The organism is Alloscardovia macacae (assembly GCF_002259705.1).
GTDB classification, from domain to species: Bacteria; Actinomycetota; Actinomycetes; order Actinomycetales; family Bifidobacteriaceae; genus Alloscardovia; species Alloscardovia macacae.
On record NZ_MWWT01000001.1, the window covers coordinates 73,868 to 93,489 of the forward strand.

At 55.6% G+C, this 19,622-nt stretch carries 13 protein-coding genes; 10 read left to right on the top strand and 3 right to left on the bottom strand.

What is annotated here, in order from left to right; genetic code table 11:
• The first annotated feature begins 2 nt into the window (after window positions 1-2).
• From gyrB to ALMA_RS00330, 4 genes are all read left to right on the top strand, one after another.
• On the top strand, window positions 3-2,054 hold the full coding sequence (gene gyrB, locus ALMA_RS00315; protein WP_094725899.1) for a DNA topoisomerase (ATP-hydrolyzing) subunit B: 2,052 nt from the start codon (window positions 3-5) through the stop codon (window positions 2,052-2,054).
• A 162-nt stretch (window positions 2,055-2,216) separates the two neighbouring features.
• Entirely contained in the window at window positions 2,217-4,775 is a 2,559-nt protein-coding gene (gene gyrA, locus ALMA_RS00320) for a DNA gyrase subunit A (protein WP_244568822.1), read from the top strand.
• A gap of 57 nt (window positions 4,776-4,832) precedes the next feature.
• The gene (locus ALMA_RS00325) at window positions 4,833-5,339 is read left to right on the top strand and encodes a DUF3566 domain-containing protein (RefSeq protein WP_094725901.1); all 507 of its coding nucleotides are present in this window, start codon (window positions 4,833-4,835) and stop codon (window positions 5,337-5,339) included.
• Between the two features lie 76 nt (window positions 5,340-5,415).
• The gene (locus ALMA_RS00330; RefSeq protein ID WP_094725902.1) at window positions 5,416-5,646 is read left to right on the top strand and encodes a hypothetical protein; all 231 of its coding nucleotides are present in this window, start codon (window positions 5,416-5,418) and stop codon (window positions 5,644-5,646) included.
• On the opposite strand, the gene ALMA_RS00335 is transcribed toward ALMA_RS00330, so the two are convergent.
• Genes ALMA_RS00335 through ALMA_RS00345 form a run of 3 tightly spaced genes read right to left on the bottom strand, consistent with a single transcriptional unit; the run spans window position 5,643 to window position 7,988 of the window.
• The gene (locus ALMA_RS00335; protein ID WP_094725903.1) at window positions 5,643-5,960 is read right to left on the bottom strand and encodes a hypothetical protein; all 318 of its coding nucleotides are present in this window, start codon (window positions 5,958-5,960) and stop codon (window positions 5,643-5,645) included. The two genes, ALMA_RS00330 and ALMA_RS00335, sit on opposite strands and share 4 nt — an antisense overlap.
• A 23-nt stretch (window positions 5,961-5,983) precedes the next feature.
• Complete coding sequence (locus ALMA_RS00340; protein ID WP_094725904.1) at window positions 5,984-6,778, bottom strand: ATP-binding cassette domain-containing protein; 795 nt, start codon at window positions 6,776-6,778, stop codon at window positions 5,984-5,986.
• Between the two features lie 49 nt (window positions 6,779-6,827).
• Window positions 6,828-7,988 (bottom strand): ROK family transcriptional regulator, encoded by a 1,161-nt coding sequence (locus ALMA_RS00345; RefSeq protein WP_094726165.1) that lies wholly within the window; start codon window positions 7,986-7,988, stop codon window positions 6,828-6,830.
• Between the two features lie 242 nt (window positions 7,989-8,230).
• On the opposite strand from ALMA_RS00345, the gene ALMA_RS00350 reads away from it, so the two are divergent.
• From ALMA_RS00350 to ALMA_RS00380, 6 genes are all read left to right on the top strand, one after another.
• Window positions 8,231-9,391 carry a substrate-binding domain-containing protein gene (locus ALMA_RS00350; protein WP_094725905.1) on the top strand — a complete coding sequence of 387 codons (1,161 nt, stop codon included), beginning with the start codon at window positions 8,231-8,233 and terminating at the stop codon, window positions 9,389-9,391.
• A 141-nt stretch (window positions 9,392-9,532) separates the two neighbouring features.
• Window positions 9,533-11,080 carry a multiple monosaccharide ABC transporter ATP-binding protein gene (gene mmsA, locus ALMA_RS00355; protein WP_086106647.1) on the top strand — a complete coding sequence of 516 codons (1,548 nt, stop codon included), beginning with the start codon at window positions 9,533-9,535 and terminating at the stop codon, window positions 11,078-11,080.
• Complete coding sequence (gene mmsB / locus ALMA_RS00360) at window positions 11,081-12,343, top strand: multiple monosaccharide ABC transporter permease (RefSeq protein WP_244568806.1); 1,263 nt, start codon at window positions 11,081-11,083, stop codon at window positions 12,341-12,343. It begins immediately after the preceding gene.
• A 343-nt stretch (window positions 12,344-12,686) separates the two neighbouring features.
• Window positions 12,687-15,704, top strand: a complete 3,018-nt coding sequence (locus ALMA_RS00370) for a glycoside hydrolase family 3 N-terminal domain-containing protein (protein WP_094725907.1) — start codon at window positions 12,687-12,689, stop codon at window positions 15,702-15,704.
• A gap of 794 nt (window positions 15,705-16,498) precedes the next feature.
• Window positions 16,499-18,922, top strand: coding sequence for a glycoside hydrolase family 3 C-terminal domain-containing protein (locus tag ALMA_RS00375; RefSeq protein ID WP_094726166.1), 2,424 nt, complete (start codon window positions 16,499-16,501; stop codon window positions 18,920-18,922).
• Entirely contained in the window at window positions 18,915-19,532 is a 618-nt protein-coding gene (locus ALMA_RS00380; RefSeq protein WP_094725908.1) for a GtrA family protein, read from the top strand. Before ALMA_RS00375 ends, ALMA_RS00380 begins: the two co-directional genes overlap by 8 nt.
• The last annotated feature ends 90 nt before the right edge of the window (window positions 19,533-19,622 follow it).

Below are 19,622 nucleotides of genomic sequence, written 5' to 3' on the forward strand. Positions count from 1 at the left end.
GAATGTCAGTGGCGGACGAAGAGAGCACCTCAGCTCAGCTTGATGACACCATGTCCCCAGAGCATTATGATGCTAGCGACCTGAAGGTGCTGGAGGGGCTGGAAGCAGTCCGAGTACGACCAGGTATGTACATCGGCTCTACAGGTCCTCGCGGCTTGCACCATCTCGTGTACGAGATAGTGGATAACTCCGTGGATGAAGCACTGGCAGGGTATGCGTCACACATCGAAGTGACTATCCTGCCGGATAATGGCATCCGCGTGGTGGATAACGGCCGTGGTATTCCTGTGGACGAAGTGCCTGGCGAAGGAAAGTCTGGCGTGGAAGTAGTGCTCACGAAGCTGCACGCAGGCGGTAAGTTCGGTGGCGGCGGATATGCCGTCTCCGGTGGTCTGCATGGTGTGGGTATATCTGTGGTGAATGCTCTGTCCACGCGCATAAATGTGGAAGTGCGCCGCCAGGGATACTACTGGACTCAGAACTTCGAAGACCAGCATTCCGTGACCCCACTCATTCAGGGACGCGCTCTCGAAGAGGGTGAAGAAACGGGTACATCCGTTACCTTCTGGGCGGATCCTGCCATCTTCGAAGTAACGGAATATGACTTCGAAACTCTGCGCGCACGCTTCCAGCAGATGGCCTTCCTGAATAAGGGGCTGCAGATTACTCTGACGGATGAGCGAAGCTTCGACGAAGCTGGAGATGAGATAGCGTCTGAATCCGGTGAGGATGGGAACGGCGAGCCACAGCACCAGACCGTCACCTATAAGTACCCGAACGGTATTAAAGATTATGTCGAGTACCTCGTGAGGGGAAAGAAGTCCGCTCCTGTGGAAGACGAAGTCATCGACTTCGCATCCGAAGACCTGAGCTTGGGTATTTCTGCAGAGATAGCCATGCAGTGGACGCGCGCGTACTCCGAGTCCATCCACTCCTTCGCGAATACCATCACTACGACCGAGGGTGGCACACACGAAGAGGGCTTCCGTGCAGCCCTCACCGGTCTTATAAACCGCTATGCGCGCGAAAAGGGCCTGCTGAAGGATAAGGATGATAATCTTTCTGGTGATGACGTACGTGAAGGCCTCACTGCTGTCATCTCCGTAAAGCTGACCGTGCCACAGTTCGAAGGTCAGACGAAGACGAAGCTCGGAAACTCTGAAGCTAAGACCTTCGTCCAGCGCGTCGTCACCGAAAAGCTCGGAGACTGGCTTGGCGAGCATCCAGCAGAAGCGAAGATGATAGTCCAGAAGGGGCAGGAAGCAGCACGCGCACGCATTGCAGCGAAGAAAGCCCGCGAGAATACTCGCCGCAAGTCCATCTTCGAGTCTGCAGGCATGCCGGATAAGCTGAAGGACTGCCAGTCGAATAATCCTGCTGAGTGCGAGCTGTTCATCGTCGAGGGAGATTCCGCAGGTGGTTCCGCTATCCAGGGACGTAACCCTATCACGCAGGCCATTCTGCCTTTGCGCGGTAAGATCCTGAACACGGAGCGCGCGAGCCTGGACCGCATGATGAAGTCAGACACCATCGAGTCCCTCATCACGGCCATCGGCGGAGGATATGGCGAAGACTTCGACATAGAAAAGGTCCGCTACCATAAGATCATCATTATGGCAGATGCGGATGTGGATGGTGCACACATCGCCACTCTGAACCTTACACTCATGTTCCGCTATATGCGCCCACTCATTAATGCTGGATACGTGTATGTGGCCATGCCACCTCTGTACCGCTTGAAGTGGACGAAGGGGAACCATGACTTCGTGTACACGGATGAAGAGCGCGACCGCGCGCTCGCAGAGGGCCGTGCTGCAGGACGTCAGCTACCGAAGGGTGAAGGTATCCAGCGTTATAAGGGTCTGGGTGAGATGAGCTACCAGGAGCTGTGGGAGACCACTATGGATCCTCACCAGCGTATCCTGAAGCAGATTCACATCGAAGATGCAGCGCAGGCAGATGAAACCTTCTCCATGCTCATGGGAGACGACGTGGAGCCACGCCGCCTGTTCATCCAGCGAAATGCTCACGACGCCCGCTTCATCGATGCGTAAGTGGTCAGCACAGATACGAGAACATTTCACACGTCTTTACACTAAAAGGTGACACACATGGCAGATGATATGACGCCAGAAAACCAGAATGCTGCTGAGCACGATTCTGGGAACGCAGCAGCCCTTCCGAATAACGCGCCGACAGCAGAGGACCCAGGCCTTATGGCTGGACACCGCGTCCAGCGCACTGACCTGCAGAAGGAGATGCGCGAGTCCTACCTCGCGTATGCTCTGTCCGTTATCGTCGAGCGTGCACTTCCAGATGTACGCGACGGTATGAAGCCAGTGCACCGCCGCGTCGTCTACGCGATGTATGACGGTGGCTACCGTCCAGACCGCGGGTATAACAAGTGCTCGCGCGTGGTCGGAGACGTGATGGGTAAGTACCATCCACACGGTGATTCGGCTATCTATGACACTCTCGTGCGTATGGCTCAGAGCTGGTCCATGCGCTACATGCTCGTGGATGGTCAGGGAAACTTCGGCTCTCCTGGTGATGACCCTGCAGCAGCTATGCGATATACCGAGTGCCGCATGGCTCCACTAGCCATGGAGCTCGTACGCGATATCGATAAAGAGACTGTAGACTTCGTCCCGAATTATGACGGTAAGACTCAGGAGCCTACAGTTCTGCCGAGTCGCTTCCCGAACCTTCTGGTGAACGGTTCCTCCGGCATCGCCGTGGGTATGGCTACGAATATTCCTCCGCATAACATGCGTGAGGTAGCAGAAGGTGTGCACTGGGCTCTCGAGCATCCAGATGCCTCGAAGGAAGAGCTGCTGAATAACCTCATAGCCATCATTAAGGGGCCGGACTTCCCTACGGGAGCTACTATCCTCGGACATAATGGCATCGAGCAGGCATATCGCACGGGTCGCGGTCTCATCACCATGCGTGCCGTGGTGAATACGGAAGAGATTCATGGACGCCTCTGTCTCGTGGTCACTGAGCTACCGTACCAGGTGAATCCAGACCGTCTCGCTTCCTCCATCCGCGAGGGTGTGCGCGACGGAAAGATTCAGGGTATAGCAGACATGCGTGATGAGACGTCGGGACGCACTGGACAGCGTCTCGTCCTCGTCCTGAAGCGTGATGCTGTGCCGAAGGTCGTGCTGAATAACCTGTACAAGCACACACAGCTCCAGCAGACGTTTGGTGCGAACATGCTCGCTCTCGTGGACGGTGTGCCACGCACGCTCAGCCTCGACGCGTTCATCCGCCACTGGATTAACCACCAGCTGGACGTCATCTACCGCCGTACCGAGTACCTGAAGCGCGAAGCTGAAGAGCGCGATCACATCCTCCAGGGGTACCTGAAGGCTTTGGATATGATAGAAGAGGTCATAGCTCTTATCCGCCGCTCCCCTGATGTAGACCAGGCACGTACAGGCCTCATGGACCTGCTGGACGTGGACCAGATTCAGGCAGATGCCATTCTGGCCATGCAGCTGCGTCGCCTGGCAGCTCTCGAACGCCAGAAGATTCTCGACGAGCATGAAGAGCTCATGCGCCGCATCGCAGATTATAACGATATCCTCTCGAGCCCAGAGCGTCGTCGTCGTATCGTCGGCGAAGAGCTGGACGAGATAGTGGATAAATATGGAGACGAGCGCCGTACGCAGATTCTGCCATTCTCTGGCGAGGTGAATGTGGAAGACCTCATCGCCGAAGAAAATGTGGTCGTGACCGTGACCCATTCTGGCTACATTAAGCGTACGAAGGCAGACGAGTACCGCGCTCAGCATCGCGGCGGTAAGGGCATTAAGGGTGCGAAGCTGCGTGAGGATGATGTCGTGGATCACTTCTTCGCCACCTCCACGCATAACTGGCTGCTCTTCTTCACGAACGAAGGCCGCGTGTACCGTCTGAAGGCGTATGAGCTGCCGGAAGGTTCGCGTGACTCGAAGGGTCAGCACGTGGCGAACCTGCTGCAGCTGGGACCGGACGAGCATATACAGCAGATTCTGTCCATTAAGGATTACGAGGCTGCCGAGTACCTCGTTCTGGCGACGAAGAGCGGAAAGATTAAGAAGACGCGCCTTCCTGAGTATGATTCGACTCGTCAGGGCGGCCTTATAGCCGTGCGTTTGATGGAGTTCGGCTCTGAGGATTCTGAGGTCAATTCTTCCTCGACTCACGACGAGCTCATCGGCGCAGCGCTGTGTAATAAGGATGATGAGATTATCGTCGTCTCTCACAGCGGCATGTCTGTGAAGTTCGCGGCAGACGATGAGACGCTACGTCCTATGGGACGCCAGACTGCTGGCGTACAGGCCATGAAGTTTAAGGGTGCTGAAGGCGAAGACTACCTGCTGAGCATGGCAGTAGTCCCGGCAGATTCAGACTCGAGCCTTCTCGTGGTAACGAGCGAAGGGTACGCGAAGCGTACGGCGCTGTCCGAATACCGTCTTCAGGGTCGAAATGGCTACGGTGTGAAGGCCATAAACCTCGTCGAAGGTCGCGGAGAACTCGTCGGAGCTGTCGTGGTAAGCGAAGACGACCAGATTATGGCCATCATGAAGTCGGGTAAGGTCATCCGCTCCCATGTGAACGAGATAAACCTCACCGGCCGTAATACACAGGGAGTCACCCTCGCAAAGCCAGATTCTGGTGATGAGATAGTATCCATAGCGAGAAACGAAGAAAAGGAATCTTCTGAGGAAGAATCCTCAGTATCGAGTGAAAATGCAGTAACGGAAACGGTCTCTGCAGCGCAGTAGGCAGAACATTTGGTATTCTGAGAAAAGAGAATACCCCGACGAGAAAAAGGGAATCACATGAGTGAGGAAACCGAAGTCATACAGCCAGTAGGCCAGGAGAACACTTCTGCCCCTACTCCTGCTACCCCAGCAGCAGCACCAGAACCTGCTACTCCTGCGCCAGTGGCAAAGGCAGAGCGAGAAAAGAAGAAGTCTGTTCCTCGCGCTCGCCGCATGAAGCTGAGCCTGACGCAGATAGACCCATGGTCGGTGACGAAGGTATCCTTCATGCTGCTCTTGGCTGGAGCACTCATTCAGCTCGTAGCAGTCATTTTCCTTTTCTACGTTCTGCAGGCCGTGGGCATCTTCGACTCGCTCACCTCCATCGTCTCCAGTGCTGGACTGAACTCGAGCGGATTCGACCTTTCCGCGTTCATTAGCCTGAACCGCGTGGTGTCCATCTTCACCATCATCGGCGTGTTCGAGATAGTGGTGGGTACAGTGCTCGCAGCCATAGCCGCGTTCCTGTATAACATCGTCAGCTCGCTCGTCGGCGGCATCCATGTGACGCTGGGTGATGACTAAATCTCCTCTGTAAAAAGGCTCCCTTCCTTCTGGCTGGGGAGCCTTTTTGTATGAGCACCTGCTACACTGAGAAACCATGAACGAAATAGCACAGTCGCGCCTGTATCTTTTTACGAGTCTCGCCTGCATCATCTGGTTAGGACAGAGCCTCTACAGTTCCTCGCAGGATGGAACGCTCCTGCACTGGTCCACCTGGGTCTTCGCTTTTTGCATAGGCATCGTCGCTGTATACACGGGATACCAAGGGTGGAAGCTCTACGTAAAAACGCGTCCTGCAGACGATGATGAGGAAGAAAACGAAGACTAACGCTTCTTCAGCGTGCGCATATTCTTCGGGCGGAATATCTTAAAGCGCTGCACAAACCAAAGGTGCACGGCAGGAATCTTCGCTACGCCGAAACCTACGAGCATAAAGCCTATGAAAGCATAAGATGCCCAGTCGTTCTTCGTAATGACGAGCGCGAGGAACAGGCCGAGGCTCAGGAAGCTGAGGGCTGAGCCATAGCTCTCCTGCTTGCGCGTCATCTGCGTACTCTTCAGTGGGAATGCGCCGAAAAGAACACCGAGTGCGAGCCCCACGAAACAGCTGCTGATGAGAATGGTAAGAGTAAGTGTAGTCATAATAGATTCCTCCTTGAATACTTTTAGTTATACCTGTCGATGAGCTTATGTGGCACAGGAACAGTGTCATTATTCACGAATTCTTCATTCACATGACGAGCGCCCGCTATTTCAGCGATGACCTGCTCGTATGTGGTTTCATGCGTCTGATGGATGGCCACTATCTTTCCATGCCGCATAATGGCTATCCTGTCTGCCACGGCGAAGACGTCGGGAAGATTATGACAGACGAGAAGAATGGCCTTTCCCTGGCTGCGCAGCTCCTTAATATAAGAGAGAACCTGTGCTGTCTGAATGACAGACAGGGATGCGGTCGGTTCATCCATAAGAACTATCTCGGGGTCATTCAGCATGGCGCGCGCTATGGCCACAGTCTGCATCTCTCCATGAGACAGGCCATCCATAGAGCGAAAAGCACTCAGGGGTGAAGTGAGAGTGGAGAGGATTTTCCTCGCTTTCAGATGCATGGCGGTATCATCGCGGGTAGTGATGCCTGAAGCTATCTCCTGACCGAGGAAGATGTTTGCTGCTATGTCGAGGTTCATGCAGAAGCTGACGTCCTGGAAGATGGCAGTGATACCGAGAGCGTTTGCTACTTTAATGCTCGAGATATGTGTCTCTTCGCCGCGCACGAGGATGCGACCGGTATCTGGCATGTGGACGCCCGCTATGGTTTTTAAAAGAGTGGACTTTCCGGCGCCGTTATCTCCTACGATGGCTACGACTTCGTGGTCATGCATAGTGAGGCTGACGTCGTGGAGGGTATCCACGTAGTCAAAGCTTAAGCCTAAGTGCTGTACTTCTAGTAATGCTGTCATACTCGAAAGTCACCCTTGTCCTCGGTCTTCTCATGTACTCTAGTATAACTCAGTTTCCCGTAGGGGCGAGTTCTAATGCACTCAGTGCCGCGCCTAAGGCTACGCTTGTGCTGGAGATAGGGGAGGAGATGATAAGAATTGGCTCTACGGCATCCGGGAAAAGCAGCCGCGCGATGGACTGCCGCAGCGGCTCCATGAACACGTCTCCCGCCTCACACAGCGCGCCGCCTATGATAATGCAGCCCGGATCCATGGATATGCAGGTCTGCGCGATAACGGTCCCCACGCGCACGGCCGCATCCGACACGACGCGCCGGCAGCCCGCATCGCCGTCTGACGCGCGGCGGATTAAGTCATCCAGCGTGAGTGAGCCGTGCGTGATGGACAGCACGGACACGAGGCGCTGCTCGTTCACGACGGTATCGAGGCAGCCGCGGTTTCCGCACACGCAGATGTCGCCGAACGGGTCCACCTGAACGTGGCCTATCTCACCAGCCAAGCCCATAGAACCGCGGTAGAGGGCGCCGTTAATGAACATGGCAGAGCCCACGCCATCGCCCGCCTGCACGTATAGGAAGTTCGGGTAGTCCACGCCCGCGCCGCGCTTCGACTCAGCCACAGCAGCGCAGTTCGCGTCGTTATCCACGAAAACGGGGCAGTGGAAGGACTGCGCGAAATGCGCCACCACGTCCACGTCATCCCAGTCGGGCAGAATGCCACGCACGCCTATCTGCTGATGCTTCCAGTCGATGGGCGTGGCCATGGCCACCATAATGGCAGAAATCTCCTCGACGCTCGCACCGATGTTCTCGATGGTCTCGTGGATGAGGCGCAGCGCCTGGATAAGAGTGGAGTCGGGCTTATGGCCGAAAGGCAGAGGGTGGTCGTGGTAGGCGAGAGTGGTCTGCGAAAAGTCGGTCACACAGATGGACAGCTGGCTGCGCCCTATGTACAGGCCCACGCCTATGCCCACTTTACGCGCGATGGATACGAGGGTGGCACGCCGGCCACTGCGGATGGTGTCTGTGGTGGTGAAGGTGCCCTCTTCGACGAGGCGGCGCACGAGGATGGAGACGGTGGAGGAGGACAGGCCAGTATTTTCTGCTAACTCGACCTGCGTCATAGCACCGTATTTAGTGATGGCATCGAAAAGAAGTGCCATATTTGCCTCGCGTAAGGATACTTGGGATCCTGTGATGTGACTCGCCATGAGTTTAAGCATAAACGTTAAGTGGTAGAAAATAAAGTTCCGAGTGGCGGTTTTATGCGTGTTTTCGCGGTTTTTGGGGCTTTTGCTGGGTGAAGCACGGGTCTTGAGTTCGAGAAATAAAGACAAAACTCGAAAATTAGGCGTGTTGAGTTGAAATCTAAAACTCAATGCTTTATACTCGATATCACGTGAGCGGAATCACAGTAGACGTCCGTTCGCCACTTCCTACGAAGGAGAAGGATATGAAGAATGTAAAGAAGCTGGTAGCTCTGGTAGCTGCGGCAGCGATGATGGTAGGTCTGGGTGCCTGCAGCACGAGCCGTGGCGGCGGTGCTTCGGGCGAAGGTAGCAAGATAGAAAAGGGTGCTACCATCGGTATCTCTATGCCTACGAAGTCTGAAGAGCGCTGGAATAAGGATGGTAATAACCTGAAGGCAAAGCTGGAAAAGGCTGGATATAAGGTTATTCTCTCCTTCGCAGATGATAAGCCAGCACAGCAGAACGCAGACATCGAAAACATGGTGAATAACAGCGCAAAGGTGGTCGTGGTGGCATCGAAGGATGGTACCGCTGTAGGACCAGCTGTAGAAAAGGCTAAGGAAGCCGGCGCTAAGGTCATCGCATACGACCGCCTCATCATGAACACGAAGGCTGTGGACTACTACGCGACCTTCCAGCTCGAGCAGGTGGGCGTTCTCGAAGCGAACTACATCATCGATAAGCTCGGCCTGAAGAATGGTGCTAAGGGACCATTTAACATCGAGCTGTTCGCTGGTTCTGCAGATGATAATAACGCGAAGTACTTCTTCAAGGGTGCATGGGATCTGCTCCAGCCGTACTTTAAGAGTGGCGTGCTGGTGAACCCATCGAACCACGGTGGCGGTCTGAATGCAGACAGCACGGTGGATGCATCCTGGCAGAAGATAGCAGTAGAGTCCTGGAAGACTGCAAACGCGCAGAAGGATATGGAATCCATCCTCGACTCCACCTACGCACAGGGTCAGAAGCTCGACGCAGTACTCTCTCCATACGATGGCATCTCTCAGGGCATCATTAACGCTATCCAGCAGAAGCGCCCAGACATGAAGCCAAACACAGACACCTGGCCAGTAATCACCGGTCAGGATGCTATGGAGATCGCTGTGGCGAACATCGCTAAGGGCCTGCAGGGTGAAACCGTCTTTAAGGATGTGAACAAGCTGGCTGAGGCTGTCTACCAGATGGTAGTGGAGATCGCCGAAGGTAAGGAAGTCTCTGGTCTGAACGGTTCCTTTAATAACGGTCAGATAGATGTGAAGTCGAAGCTGCTCGACCCAGTATCTATCACGAAGGATAACCTCTCTGATCTGGTGAAGGCGAACTACGTCTCCCAGGAGAAGTTCGACAAGCTGACGAAGGAATAGTCAGTAGATAGCTCAGTATGAGTGCGGGGTGTGCGCCTGAAGCGAGGCGCCCAGGTGGCCCAGGCAGCCCAGGTGGCCTAGGCGCACACAAAGCGAGGCGCACAGGCGCACACCCCATCTTTAAAACCCTAAGGAGTGATTATGGCTGAGGCACAGACTATTCTGCGCATGCGCGATATCACCAAGACGTTCGGTCCTGTGAAGGCACTGACAGACGTAAACTTGAGCGTAGATCGCGGTGAGATTCACGCTATCTGCGGTGAAAATGGTGCAGGTAAGTCCACGCTGATGAACGTTCTGTCTGGCGTGTACCCATACGGAACCTACAGCGGTGATATCGAATTCGAAGGAAAGATCTGCAAGTATAAGAACATTAAAGACTCGGAAGAAGACGGCATCGTCATCATCCACCAGGAGCTGGCGCTGATCCCATTCCTGTCCATCGCAGAAAACATCTTCCTCGGGAACGAGACGCAGAAGAATGGTGTGATTAACTGGGAAGAGACGCGTGCGAAGGCTCAGGAGCTGCTCGACCGCGTGGGACTTCCGGAAGACCCAGACACGAAGATTATGGACATCGGTGTGGGTAAGCAGCAGCTCGTCGAGATAGCGAAGGCGCTGACGAAGGATGTGAAGCTGCTCATCCTCGACGAACCGACCGCTGCACTGAATGATGAAGACTCTGCACACCTGCTCGGCCTCATCCGTGACCTCAGGGATAACCATGGCGTGACCAGCATCATCATCTCGCATAAGCTGAATGAGATCGCGGCCATCGCAGATAACATCACCATCATCCGAGATGGTTCCACAGTGGGTGTCATGTACATCGACGAGGAGCAGCCTCTGGATACGGATGAACTCATCCGTAAGATGGTGGGTCGTCCGCTGACGAACCTGTACCCAGTCCACGAGTCGAAGGTGGGCGAGGAGATTCTGCGTGTGGAGAACTGGACTGTCCATTCGCCACTGGATCCTGAGCGCGTCATCGTCGATCATGCGAACTTCCATGTGCGTGCCGGCGAAATCGTGGGCTTCGCAGGCCTGATGGGTGCGGGCCGCACCGAGATGGCCATGAGCCTGTTCGGTCATTCGTACGGTGTGGGCATCTCTGGAGACATGTACGTCCACGGAAAGAAGCAGAACATTAAGAGCGTGCAGCAGGCCATTAACGCAGGCCTGGCATACGCCACGGAAGACCGTAAGTCCTACGGTCTGAACCTCCTGCAGAACATCCGCGAGAACTCGTCTCTGGCATCGCTTATGAAGCTCAGCTCGCGCGGCATCATGGATGCGAACGCCGAGCGTAAGGCTGTGGAAGAATACCGCCATGGCTTTAACATCAAGTGCCAGAACATCGACGTGAACGTGGGAACGCTTTCTGGTGGTAACCAGCAGAAGGTCGTGCTCGCGAAGTGGGTTATCTCGGATCCAGACATCCTCATCCTCGACGAGCCGACCCGAGGCATCGACGTAGGTGCGAAGTATGAGATCTACGAGATTATCGATCGCATGGCAGATGCGGGGAAGGCAGTAGTGGTCATCTCGTCCGAACTGCCAGAACTCATCGGTATCTGCGACCGCATCTACACGGTAAACCAGGGCGTTATAACCGCAGACGTATCCAAAGAAGGATTTACTCAGGAATATCTCATGCGCTGCATGACTAAGGAAAAGGAGGAGATTTAAATGGCTACTTCCGCATCTCCAGCATCCACAGCTGCCGTCCAGCCGAAAGCTGCACCGGGTGCTAAGAACCCAAAGGGCAGTGATAACACACTTCTGTCCACCGTCATGGGGAACCTGCGCCAGTACGGTATCGTGGGCGCACTCATCATCATCGTGGTGGCATTCCAGATTCTCACCGGTGGCGTGCTCCTGAAGCCGAACAGCTTCGTCTCGCTCATCCAGCAGAACGCGTATGTGATTATCCTGGCCATCGGTATGGTTATGGTCATCATCGCCACGCACATCGACCTGTCGGTCGGTTCCCTCGTGGCCTTCATCGGCGGTGTGTGCGCACTGCTCATGGAACACTATAACGTGAACTGGATAGTGGCCATCGTGGTCTCTATCATCCTGGGTCTGCTCATCGGTATATGGAACGGCTTCTGGGTGGCATACGTGCGCATCCCAGGCTTCATCACCACACTGGCAGGCATGCTCATCTTCCGTGGTCTGGCCACGGTTATCGTAGGTGAGTCTGTGCCTATCACCTCGCGCGACTTCCGCGGTATCGCGAGCAACTACATTCCAAACTTCCTTGGCTTCGGCCCTGGCGGTATGTCTATCCTCACCATCGTGGTGGGTGCTCTGGTCTTCGCTCTCTTCGTCTTCCTGCAGTTCCGTAACCGCGCGAAGGTGGCTGCATCTGGCCTTCAGCCAGAGCCGATGAGCCTGACCTGGATTAAGATAGTGGTCGCAGGTGTGGTCATCGCCTTCGTCACCTATCTCCTCTCTCTTTCGGGTAATGATGAAAACGGTGGTATCCCTATCATGCTCGTCATCGTGGGCGTGCTCGTGGTCATCTATAACTTCATCCTCACCCGTACAGTATTTGGTCGTCACGTCTACGCCGTCGGTGGCAACCGTAAGGCTGCTCGCCTCTCCGGTATCGATGACCGCAAGGTAGACTTCTTCCTCTACGTCCATATGGGCTTCCTGTCCGCAGTAGCAGCAGTGTGCATGCTCTCGCGCCTCGCATCTGCGACCGCTCAGGCAGGTATGGAATTCGAGATGGATGCTATCGCTGCGTGCTTCATCGGTGGAACGGCTGTGACCGGTGGTATCGGTACTATTCCGGGCGCTGTGGTCGGTGCATTCGTTATGGGTGTCATTAACCAGGGTCTGTCCATCATGGGTGTGGATACCGCCATCGTGAAGACCATCAAGGGCCTCGTGCTCCTCGGCGCTGTGGCTGTGGATCTCATGTCCAAGCGCAAGAAGGGCTAGTAGCCTGTACCTGGCTGGTGGGTAAGGCGGCGAACGTTCTGTTCCTTTGTGGGACGCTCGTCGCCCGTGCTAGGCCCGCCAGCTGGGCTCTCCATTAACGGCTCGGCGCCTCGTGCGCGCTGTATCGTCTGGTACAGCGTGTGCGGGGCGCTGAGTTTTTTTATGGTCAATTTTTCCTCTAGCACATGCACTTTAAGAAAGAAAAACGTCCACTCAGGAAGTATCTCTTCTTCTCTCGAGTCTCCTCCCGTAGAATGACAGCGTATGCATTTTGCGAGACAAGAGTCGTCGCTCGGAATGCGCCTCTCGACCTGAGGAGACTAGAGATAAGAAAGGAGTGGAGATGCTCGGCATTAATATGGATGACGTTATAGCACTGATCGAGTCTATGCGGACTCAGCTTATCGTCATCGGTGTAGCTCTCTGCGTGGCTATCGTTCTGACGGTAGCAGTAAATAAGTTCTGGCTGAAGTCCCAGGGATGGCGAAAGCTCATCCATTCGTGGTCTTGGATAGCCGCGACCGTGGCCATTATGGTGGCTGTATCTATGATTTTGTTCGGACCGCTGAACACGACTTTGAACCTGATGTCGGGTTCGGGTACGCTGTCTGCCGCATCGAAGGCGCGTGCGGAGAAGCTGGCTACGGAGATTCAGAATGAGGGTGTGACCCTTCTGGAGAATAATGATTCCAGCCTTCCTCTGGCAGATGGTTCTGCTGTGAATGTGTTCGGCTGGGCTTCCTCGAATCCTATCTACGGTGGTACCGGTTCTGGTTCCATGAATACGAAGTATCCTACGACGTCTCTGATTCAGGGCTTGCAGGATGCTGGTTTGAAGACGAATGAACAGCTGACGAAGAAGTATACCGACTATCGTGCAGACCGCCCTATCGTGGGTATGGTGAGCCAGGACTGGTCGCTTCCTGAGCCTACTGCTGCGTCTTATACGGATGCTGAGATGAGCCAGGCGAAGAACTTCTCGAAGAAGGCTATCGTGGTCATCGGTCGTTCTGGTGGTGAAGGTGCAGACCTTCCTACGGATATGAGTAAGGTATCCACCCACCCAGCAGGCTATGTCTCTAAGGTACAGGCCTTCGGCGGTGAAGAGACTCACGATTACGTGAATAACGGTGATTATAACGACTTCGAGGCTGGCCAGGGCTATCTGACCCTTTCGAAGACTGAGCAGGATCTCGTGAAGCTCGTGACCTCGAACTTTGATGATGTGACGGTGATTTATAACGGTGCGAATGCGATGAATCTGAACTGGGTGAATGATTACTCGCAGATCAAGTCTGTGCTCTGGTGCCCACCAGCAGGTCAGACCGGTTTCGCATCCCTCGGCTCCATTCTGGCCGGTAAGGTGAACCCTTCGGGTAAGACCTCGGACACCTTCATCCGTGACTTCACTAAGGCTGCTTGGTATAATAACATCGGTCACTGGAACTATGAGAACATGACCGATTTTAACACCGATGGTGGTTTCTTCGGTAAGTTTACTCCGTCTTTCGTGAATTACGTCGAGGGTATTTATGTGGGTTATAAGTTCTTCGAGACTGCTGCTGCAGAAGGTGCTCTGAACTATGATGAGGCTGTGCAGTATCCATTCGGTTATGGCCTGTCCTACACGACCTTCTCTCAGACCATGAGTGATCCTACCGTTTCGGATGGTAAGGTGTCCTTCGACGTGACCGTAACGAATACGGGTTCTGCTGAGGGTAAGACTGCTGTGGAAGTGTTCTATAACCCTCCATACACGAATGGTGGCATCGAAAAGTCTACCGCGAACCTGGTGGCTTTCGAGAAGACGAAGAGCCTCAAGCCTGGCGAGTCTGAGACGGTGAAGATTTCGTTTAACGAGTCTGATATGGCGTCGTATGATACGCGTGGTAACGGTGGCTATGTGCTCGAGGCTGGTGACTACCAGATCTCTATTAACTCGGATTCGCATAACCGTATCGAGTCGAAGACTCTGAATGTGGCTTCTGAAGTGCGTTACGATGGGTCGAATACGCATAATGGGGATAAGACTGCTGCTGTAAACCACTTCGCAGACGCTGACGGTAACGGCTCGGTCACCTACCTGTCTCGCGCTAACGGCTTCGCAAACCTCGCTCAGGCTACCGCAGCACCGACAAATACCGAACTCTCCAGCGAATACAAGCAGTCCTTCGTGAACTCCTCGAATGTGGAGAAGTATCTGTCTGATGCACGCTCTGCTGAGGGCGACGTGAAGATGCCGACGACGGGCGCGAAGAATAATATCCAGCTCTACCAGCTGTATGGTAAGGATTATAACGATTCCATGTGGGATAAGCTGCTCGACCAGCTCACCTACGAACAGATGGCTCAGCTCATCGGCTACGCCGGTTATAATAACGGCGCCATTCCTTCCATCGGTAAGGTGCGTCAGAGCGACGTGGACGGTCCAGCTGCTCTGAATAATAACTTCACGCAGCAGGGTTCCATCGGTCTGCCTTCGAGCACCACCGTGGCTTCTACCTGGAATAAGAACCTGGCGAAGGAATTCGGTAAGGCTATCGCTCAGATGGGTAAGGATCTGCAGGTGACCGGTTGGTATGCGCCAGCTATGAACATTCACCGTAGCCCATATGCAGGCCGTAACTTCGAGTACTTCTCCGAAGATCCAGTTCTGTCTGGTGTCATGGCTTCTTCCGAGATTAAGGAAGTCCAGGATGCTGGTATGTACGCCTTCATGAAGCACTTCGCTCTGAATGACCAGGAAGACTACCGTCTCGGTATGCTTCACACCTGGACGAATGAGCAGGCTCTGCGCGAGATCTACCTCAAGCCATTTGAGATGAGCGTGAAGGATGGCGGCGCTACCGCTGTCATGTCTGCCTTCAACTACGTCGGTAACACCTGGGCTGGTGCAAATAACGCTCTGCTGAACGACGTTCTGCGCAAGGAATGGGGCTTTAACGGCTTCGTTCTGACCGACTACTTCGGCGGCTACGGCTACATGGATGCTACGGAGTCCATCTATAACGGTGGTAACGCGATGCTCGCTACCGTGAAGACCACGAACGAGATTACGGATAAGTCCGCGAACACGGTGGCGCACATGCGTGAAGCAGCTCATGGCATTCTCTACGCGGCAGTGAACACCTACGTGTACGCGAACGGTGCTCCGAAGGTAGAGATAGCCCTGTGGCAGTGGATCTACTACGCAGCAGTGGCTGTGATCACCCTCCTGCTCCTGTGGGCAGCATGGGTCTCCATCCGCCGCTTCCTCAAGCGCCACGCAGCAGAAAAAGCTGCAGCAGAAGTAGAAGCTGAAGTCCTCGACGAGACTGAAGCCGACGCTCCTGCTGAAGCTGAAGCTCCGGCTGCTGAGTAAGCTGCTCGCTAAGTAAAAGACTCGGGGTCTGGCATCCTTCCTCCGCTGTGGAGGGATGCCAGACCCCCTTCTTATATGCGCGGAGAGCAGTTTAGGGCTAAAACCGACGCCCGCGTTTCTGCTGTTCTGCACTTTAGGGCCAATTCCGACGAGAGCTCTCCACACGGTCAGACGCCCGGGAGACGCAATGGCATAAATATGGGGTGCTGCCGTTCGCGGGACACAGCGCACGGCGGCACCCGCGTCGGAATTAGCCCCAAACTGCCAGACCGCTCCAGAACACACGTCCGAATTAGCCCATAACTGCGCATTCGCCACACAATCATCACATACCCACCCGCGTCGCCAGCCCACTACCGCTCGAAACCCCTCCTCCGAGCAAGGAGTGAGCTTTTCGGGACGCTTCCTCGCTCCCGCCCCGTACGCGCACGCGGAAAATTGGCAGAAAAAAGCCATTCTCGTACCCAGCCTAGCACGCAGCTCCACGCCTGAGCGTCCCGAAAAGCTCACTCCTCTCGCCCGGAGCCCCCGCGTCGCCGCCAGCCCGCCCCGCCCACAGCAAAAATTGCCATTCATGAACGAAAACGTGCTATTCATGCACAAAGCCTACCGTCCCGCGCGCACAGCCCCTACACTAAAAATTAGAAACGTGACATCGTGTGCAAAGCGGCGTCCGTCACGCGACGTAAAACGCAGCGCAGAGCGCGACACAGACGCCCACAGAACGCAGCGTCCAGCGCCCCACACGACAGACCTCACAGAAAGCGGAGACAGCAGTGACACCAGCACAGGACATGACGCTCCTCGAGCGAGCATCGTTACTTTCCGGACAGTCGGAGTGGGAAAGCCGCGCGCTCCCGCAGCACGACGTGCCAGCATTCGTCATGAGCGACGGCCCGAACGGTGTGCGCCGCCAGACGGGTGCGGGTGACCATCTGGGCCTCGGCGAATCGAAGCCAGCCACGTGCTTCCCTACGGCGGGCACGGTGGCGAACTCGTGGGATCCGGACGCTGCTCGCGTCGTGGGTCAGGCGCTCGGCGAGGAAGCGCGCGACCTCGGCGTGCAGGTGCTGCTCGGACCGGGCATTAACATGAAGCGTAACCCGCTGTGCGGACGTAATTTCGAGTACTATTCGGAAGATCCTCTCGTGGCAGGACGCCTGGCTGCGGGGTTTATCGAGGGCATTCAGTCGAACGGTGTGGGCGCATGTCCGAAGCATTTCGCGGTGAACTCGCAGGAGTTGCGCCGTCAGGCTTCGAACTCCATCGTGGACGAGCGTACACTGCGCGAATACTACCTCACTGCCTTCGAGATAGCGGTGAAGGAAGCGAAGCCGTGGACCATTATGTCCTCGTATAACATGGTGAACGGTACGTATGCGCATGAGAGCGACCATCTCATTAAGGACATTTTGAAGGGGGAGTGGGGCTTTGATGGCCTCGTCATCTCGGACTGGGGTGGCTCGAATGACATCGTCGAATCGGCTCGCGTGGGTGCGGCGCTCGAGATGCCGGCTGCAGGCCTTGCGTCGGCGCGTCAGGTCGTCGAAGGCGTGCGTGCTGGACGCCTCACGGAGGCTGAGCTCACCGCGTCCGCGCAGGACGTGCTGAACGTGGTGGAGCGCACCCGCGGCACGCATCCGACCGGCGACGGCTTCCTCACCGACGCTCAGAAGGCTGAGCATCACGAGATCGCGCGTCAGATCGCGCAGAAGACCGCCGTTCTGCTGCAGAACACGGGGTCAATTCTTCCTCTCTCTCATCATTCTCGCCTCGTCGTGGTGGGCGATATGGCTGCTACCGCACGTTACCAGGGATCTGGTTCCTCGAAGGTAAACGCCTACCGTGTGGACCATCTTCTCGATGCTCTGCGTGCGAGCGAGGATGTAGAAGTCCTCGCTTACGAACAGGGCTACGACCGCCAGGGAGCATCGCGCCCAGACCTCGTGAGCGCGGCTGTGGCTACCGTGCGCGAGCAGAATCCAGACGTCGTGGTGGCCTGCATAGGCCTCGATGAGCGCTCCGAGTCCGAAGGTCTCGACCGCTCGCACATGCACATTCCACAGGCTCAGCTCGATATGCTTTCTGCTGTGGCAGAAGCGGGCAAGCCAGTGGTCGTCGTGCTCGTGGCAGGTTCGGCTGTGGAAGTGGACTTTGCTGACAGTGTGGATGCCATCCTGTACATAGGCCTGTCTGGTCAGGCAGGGGCACTGGCCACTGTGGACGTGCTCACCGGTGCGGTGAATCCGTCCGGACACTTGGCCGAGTCCTGGCCAGTGCGCTACGAAGACGTGCCAAGTGCGGGTAACTTCCCTGTGGAAGAGCGCGACTCCGTCTACCGAGAAGGTCCTTTCGTGGGCTACCGCTACTACAGCACGCAGAGCATTCCTGTGCGCTACCCATTCGGCTATGGTCTGAGCTACTCCACCTTTGAGTACTCGGCTCTCAGCGTGGATGACAAGGGCGTGAGCTTCACGGTGACGAATACCTCGTCCGTGGCTGGCACAGACGTGGCTCAGCTCTACGTCCATCCAGTGCATTCGGGAGTGCTGCGCCCAGCACGTGAGCTGAAGGGCTTTACGCGTGTGGAGCTTGAGGCTGGTGAGTCGAAGCAGGTGCGCATCGACTTCGACGAGTACACGTACCGTCACTTCGACCTCGCCTCGAACTCGTGGCAAGTAGAGTCTGGCGCCTGGGAGCTCTTCGTGGGGAACAGTGTGGAAAATACCCCACTGTCTGCCACGCACGTCGTGCAGGGCACCATGGAGCCAGCTGCCGAGAAGAACGACGTTCTCGGCCACTACTGGACGGGTGACGTGCGTCACGTGACGGACACTGAGTTCGAGGCACTGTACGCGGGGACGCCACACCGCACGCTCGAAACCACGCCAGGAGTCTTCGTGGCAAACGATGCCATCTCGTCCTGGACCTCGTCTCGCTCGTGGGTGGCTCGTACCATAGCCTCCACGCTCATCAAGCAGAGTGATAAGGCATTAGAAAAGACGGGTGCACCAGACCTGAACACCCTCTTCGTTCTGAATATGCCTCCACGTGCTATGGCGAAGATGACTGCCGGTGCTGTGAGCCCACAGATGGTGGACGGCATCGTGGACATAGCAAACAAGCACTTCTGGCGTGGGGTCACCCACGTCATCGCGGAATACTTCCGTAACGCGAAGGATAACAAGCAGACCTTAAAGGAGATATCGCATGAGTAACACCGCCGCTACGAGCGCGACCGCATCCGAAGCGACCGCATCCGAGCAGTTAGGCGCCGAAACCGCACAGAAGGCAGAGAAGACAGAGAAGGCACAGAAGGCAGAGAAGGAAAAGTCCGCCTTCCAGAGCTGGATAGCTGAACATCCAGACCTGTGGGAGTTCATCCTCTTTAACATTCTCTCGAATGTGTCCACAGCCTCGCGCTTCGCCGTCCTGTGGTCGCTGACTCCCCTGTTCGTGAACGTGCTGCACATGACCACGCCATTCCACTTCGCGTTCTATAACTATGACGCGGCAGCTGGCGGCCTGGGCGTCTTCCTGGCTACCATTCTCGCGGAAATCGTGGCTCAGGTGGTGAACTTCTTCGTCCAGATGAAGTGGGTCTTTAAGTCCGACTCGAACTTTAAGGATGCAGCCTGGAAGTACGTGGTACTGTCCATTCTGCTCATCATCGTCTCCGGTTTCGCACCGAGCTACATCACCGCATGGGCGAATGGCGCTGGATTTGGCGGCATAGCGAGCACTCTGACCGCTGTGTTTAACACGATGCTGGCCGTGGTGGTCTCGTATCCGCTGCTGAAGTTCTGGATCATGCCGAAGACGAAGTAAGGGCCCGCGCCCTTACGGAGCCTGTAAACGCTCAGCTGTATAATGAGAGTCTGTCTCGTGCGCGTCGCGAGGCAGACTTTTATCATGGAG

Bases quoted from the DNA above. Each gene is read 5' to 3' on its own strand.
- gyrB (WP_094725899.1), top strand. From the start codon at position 3: ATGTCAGTGGCGGACGAAGAGAGCACCTCAGCTCAGCTTGATGACACC.
- gyrA (WP_244568822.1), top strand. From the start codon at position 2,217: ATGGCTGGACACCGCGTCCAGCGCACTGACCTGCAGAAGGAGATGCGC.
- ALMA_RS00325 (WP_094725901.1), top strand. From the start codon at position 4,833: ATGAGTGAGGAAACCGAAGTCATACAGCCAGTAGGCCAGGAGAACACT.
- ALMA_RS00330 (WP_094725902.1), top strand. From the start codon at position 5,416: ATGAACGAAATAGCACAGTCGCGCCTGTATCTTTTTACGAGTCTCGCC.
- ALMA_RS00335 (WP_094725903.1), bottom strand. From the start codon at position 5,960: ATGACTACACTTACTCTTACCATTCTCATCAGCAGCTGTTTCGTGGGG.
- ALMA_RS00340 (WP_094725904.1), bottom strand. From the start codon at position 6,778: ATGACAGCATTACTAGAAGTACAGCACTTAGGCTTAAGCTTTGACTAC.
- ALMA_RS00345 (WP_094726165.1), bottom strand. From the start codon at position 7,988: ATGGCGAGTCACATCACAGGATCCCAAGTATCCTTACGCGAGGCAAAT.
- ALMA_RS00350 (WP_094725905.1), top strand. From the start codon at position 8,231: ATGAAGAATGTAAAGAAGCTGGTAGCTCTGGTAGCTGCGGCAGCGATG.
- mmsA (WP_086106647.1), top strand. From the start codon at position 9,533: ATGGCTGAGGCACAGACTATTCTGCGCATGCGCGATATCACCAAGACG.
- mmsB (WP_244568806.1), top strand. From the start codon at position 11,081: ATGGCTACTTCCGCATCTCCAGCATCCACAGCTGCCGTCCAGCCGAAA.
- ALMA_RS00370 (WP_094725907.1), top strand. From the start codon at position 12,687: ATGCTCGGCATTAATATGGATGACGTTATAGCACTGATCGAGTCTATG.
- ALMA_RS00375 (WP_094726166.1), top strand. From the start codon at position 16,499: ATGACGCTCCTCGAGCGAGCATCGTTACTTTCCGGACAGTCGGAGTGG.
- ALMA_RS00380 (WP_094725908.1), top strand. From the start codon at position 18,915: ATGAGTAACACCGCCGCTACGAGCGCGACCGCATCCGAAGCGACCGCA.